This window comes from Limnothrix sp. PR1529 (genome assembly GCF_002742025.1).
Taxonomy (GTDB): domain Bacteria; phylum Cyanobacteriota; class Cyanobacteriia; order CACIAM-69d; family CACIAM-69d; genus CACIAM-69d.
In genome coordinates this window covers 1-3,884 of the sequence record NZ_LIRO01000089.1, presented here as the reverse complement: position 1 = coordinate 3,884, position 3,884 = coordinate 1, and the positions used below count along the sequence as shown (strand labels likewise).

Annotated in this window: 2 protein-coding genes and 2 pseudogenes; 3 read left to right on the top strand and 1 reads right to left on the bottom strand. The window is 56.2% G+C overall.

Annotated elements, in window-relative coordinates; translation table 11 throughout:
- Nucleotides 1-112 precede the first annotated feature (112 nt).
- The 3 genes and pseudogenes from AMR42_RS21620 to AMR42_RS12840 all read left to right on the top strand — a co-directional run.
- Nucleotides 113-211: pseudogene (locus AMR42_RS21620) on the top strand (ATP-binding protein); the annotation flags it as partial.
- 18 nt (nt 212-229) lie between these two features.
- Nucleotides 230-673 carry a response regulator gene (locus AMR42_RS12845; RefSeq protein WP_368670739.1) on the top strand — a complete coding sequence of 148 codons (444 nt, stop codon included), beginning with the start codon at nt 230-232 and terminating at the stop codon, nt 671-673.
- A gap of 651 nt (nt 674-1,324) precedes the next feature.
- On the top strand, nt 1,325-3,289 hold the full coding sequence (locus tag AMR42_RS12840) for a GAF domain-containing protein (protein ID WP_099534022.1): 1,965 nt from the start codon (nt 1,325-1,327) through the stop codon (nt 3,287-3,289).
- A gap of 58 nt (nt 3,290-3,347) precedes the next feature.
- On the opposite strand, the pseudogene AMR42_RS20535 reads toward AMR42_RS12840, so the two are convergent.
- A pseudogene (locus AMR42_RS20535) lies at nt 3,348-3,884 on the bottom strand (hypothetical protein); the annotation flags it as partial.

Here is a 3,884-nt window from a genome sequence, read left to right as displayed (position 1 = left end):
GTCTTTATGGGCTTTGCTGTGACCGCACAGAGGGCATTCCATGGCGTGAACCTTCATCCATCAGTCTCTCTACTCTATCAATCCCACATTAGATTGACGTACGACCGGAACCGGCTTGGGCCTGGCCCTGGTGAAGCGGATTGTGAACCTTCATGGGGGCATGGTGAACGTCACCAGCACCCTGGGCCAGGGCAGTTGTTTTTCCTTTACGTTGCCCCTCACGCAGGCCGTGTCGGCGGCAGCGGTCAGCGGCCAAGGGGCTGAGGTAACGGAAACCACATCGCTGCTGGATGGGCCCGAATCCGCGCCCCTGATTTTGTTGGTGGAAGACAACGAAGCAAACATCGTCACCGTGTCGTCCTATTTGGATACGAAGGGCTATCGGCTGTTGGTGGCTCGGGACGGGGCGGCCGCCGTGACCTTGGCTACCCTGGAGCGGCCCGACTTGATTTTGATGGATATCCAGATGCCTGGGGTGGATGGCATTGAAGCGATGCGGCAAATTCGCAACGATGAGGAACTGGCGGACGTGCCGATTATTGCGCTCACAGCCCTGACCATGCCGGGCGATCGGGAGCGTTGCTTGCAAGCGGGGGCCAACGATTACCTCAGCAAGCCCATGCGCCTGAAGCAACTGATGGAATTAATCCAAAAATGGTTACTCAATCGTTAGGGTTTGCCCAAATTCGTTAGGCGATCGCTCGCTAACCAAGCCGAATTAGGTCGTTTTCGTAACTAATTTGTCATGAAAACCCTTCACATTCGGGAATTTCGCGTTTTTGGAAGCTTATTCCCGAGTTTTTCGCCTTTAGCCGCTACCGTAGGCCCCCATCAGGGCAATCCCGACCCTTAGTTCGCAGTTCGCAAGCAACGCGATTTGCGAGCGATCGCCACGTGGCCGCTTGCACCCATCAAGACCCGCACCCACATCTCTCTCCCCCATCAGGCTGGCTGACTGACAAAATTACCAAAACTGCTCAATTGGTAGGTTGGCTTGAGGCCCGTGGCTTGCTTTCCGCAGGGTCATCCAACAACCACAAAGATTGCAAAAATTGCATGGATTGCGTTGGATTTTGCAAAGCTCAACCCAACCTACTGCTAGGGCAAATTGAGTATCGATGCCGACCTTTGAAATTCGGTTTTTGAGCCATCCTGAGACAGGATTCAAACCCCGATTAAGCACAAGAATGCCCGAGGCGACTCACTGGGTTCTTGGGCATTTTTGTAGATGGCATTTTCGTGAATAGCGTTTTCGTGAATAGCGTTTTCGTGAATACAGATTTTCATTAGCACTCTGACCGAAACTCCACTGCATTTAATCCCTATGAGCTTTGCGAATCCTGCAATCCACTCTCCTTTGATGGCTCCCGATCGCGCGACCTACTCTTGCTTGAGCGATCGCAATGCGCAGATGGTGATCACAGCCTTAAGCCAGTGGGCCTTGCTTGAAAACCAGCTCGATCGCTTGTTTGAGCGGGCCGTGCAGGCGGTGACAGAGGTGCTGAAAGTCTCCTACAGCAGCATTTGGCGCGTGTTGTCCGATCGCCAATCCCTGCGGCGCGTGGCCACCATTCCCGCTGCCGCCAACGAACCCACAGAAGTGACCGTGGCTAACGTGCCCCTGGTGCAGTCGCTCTTCAGTGTGGAATCGCAATTGCTGGCGGCCAATGTGCCCTTGGGTCACGATTTACAGAACTTTCCCCTTCCCTTGCCCGCCAACAGCCAAAGCGGTTTGCTGCTGGGCGTGGTGGGCCGCGATCAACTGCTGGGGCTGCTGGAAATTCATCACGAACAGCCCCGATCGTTCTCGGAAGATGACGTTTACTTCCTGCAAGCCGTGACCAATGTGCTGGCGGGGGCGATCGAGCGGCGGCGATCGGAAGCCTTGATTGACACCCAAAGCCGCGTCCTCGGCTCGATCGCCCAAGGAGCCAACCTGCAATTCGTTTTTAATCAACTCTGTGAACTGCTAGAGCAGGAACTTCCCGGAGCCTATTGCTCAATTTTGGTGTTGGATCCCGAGCAAAAATGCCTGCGTGCCGGGGCCGCCCCCAGCCTGCCCAGCGAATTTGCCCGAGGGGTTGATGGGCTGATGATTGGCGAATGTGCCGGATCCTGCGGCACGGCGGCCTATCGCGGTGAGCCGGTCTTTGCCACGGACATTGCCACCAACCCCCTTTGGTCATCTTTTCGAGACTTTGCCCTCAGCCACGGCATCCGCGCCTGCTGGTCGTCGCCCTTTTTGGCCGCCAACGGTGAGGTGCTGGGAACCTTTGCCCTGTCGCACCGGTTTCCCTGCCAGCCCACGGCCTACCACCGAGAGGTGATCAACACCGCCGCCAGCCTGGCCAGCATTGCCATGGAAGCCCACCGCCGGGCCGAAGCCTTGCAAGCCGCCAATCTCTCCTTGGAACAAAAGGTGGAAGAACGCACCGCCAAGCTTCAAGACACCCTTCAACGATTGCGCCAGGCCCAAGCCCAATTAATCCAAGCGGAAAAGATGTCGAGCTTGGGGCAAATGGTGGCCGGAATTGCCCACGAAATTAACAACCCCACAGCTTTCATTGCGGGGAATTTGTATCACATGGAAGCCTATTTCCATGATTTGGTGAGCATTATTCAGGCCTATCAAGCGGAATATCCCAATCTTTCGCCGGCCATGCGCGATCGCCTGGCAGAATTGGATTTCGACTTCCTCATTGCCGATTTACCGCAAGTGCTCGGCTCCTTACAATCCGGTTGCCAACGAATCACCAACATTGTGCTGGGGCTGCGGAATTTTTCCCGCTTGGATGAGTCCAGTATGAAGGCGGTGGATTTGCATGAAGGGCTGGACAACACATTGATGATTTTGAATCACCGATTGATTGACCAGGGCGATCGCCCGGCGATTCAAGTGACCAAGGACTATGGCCCTTTGCCTCCGGTCACTTGCCATGCCAATCAGCTCAATCAGGTGTTTATGAATCTGTTGAGCAATGCGATCGATGCCTTGGCCGATCGCTGGGCCCACGAGGGAGCCGGATTTGTGCCCCAATTGCACATCGCCACACGCCTCAGCCAGCCCGATCGGGTGCAAATTTCCATCCAGGACAACGGCTTGGGCATTCCCGAAGCGCTGCGATCGAAAATTTTTGAGCCGTTTTATACCACTAAGCCGATCGGCCAGGGCACGGGGCTGGGTTTGGCCATCAGCTACCAAATTGTGCAGGAACAGCACCAAGGATCGCTCGGTTGCCATTCAACGGCCCAGGAGGGAACCACGTTCACCGTGGAAATTCCGATCTAGGCTCACGGGTTGCGGTGCAGAAACCACATCCCCCATTCAACCGGCTAGGGCCGATCGGTTAGGCGCGATCACGGTTTTGGCGGGCGGGGGCGAAGGTGGGATCGTGGCGCAGAGCGGAGTCCCAATAGGCAAGGGCAGTGCGCCGATCGCCTTGCAATTGGGCCACTTCCCCTTGCAGGTTCAGCACCTCCAACCGTTGGCGGAGGTCGGCGCGCTGGTCAGCTTGATCCAGCAGGGTAGCGGCTTCGGCCCATCTGGCTGAGTCGCAGTGCCCCCAGCGAATCAAATGCTTGACCCGGTTGATCAGCAACTGGAAGCTACGGGGATTTTGCTTCAGTTGGGCTTGCAGGGCTTGATCCAAATAGCGGAAATCGGCGCTGGCTAGCTCTGGGTTGCCCAAAGCCAGGTGGATTTCGGCCCGCAGCTCCACCATTTGTCGCCGGTACAGTTCTTTTTTGTGTTTCGCGGCGATCGCCCGATCGGCATAGATCAGGGCTTGATCCCAATGATGCTGTTGTGCTTCCAGCTTGGCCAGAGAAGCACAAACCAGCCCATCGCGGGGATTACAAGCAAAGGCTCGCTCGAAGAGTTCGCG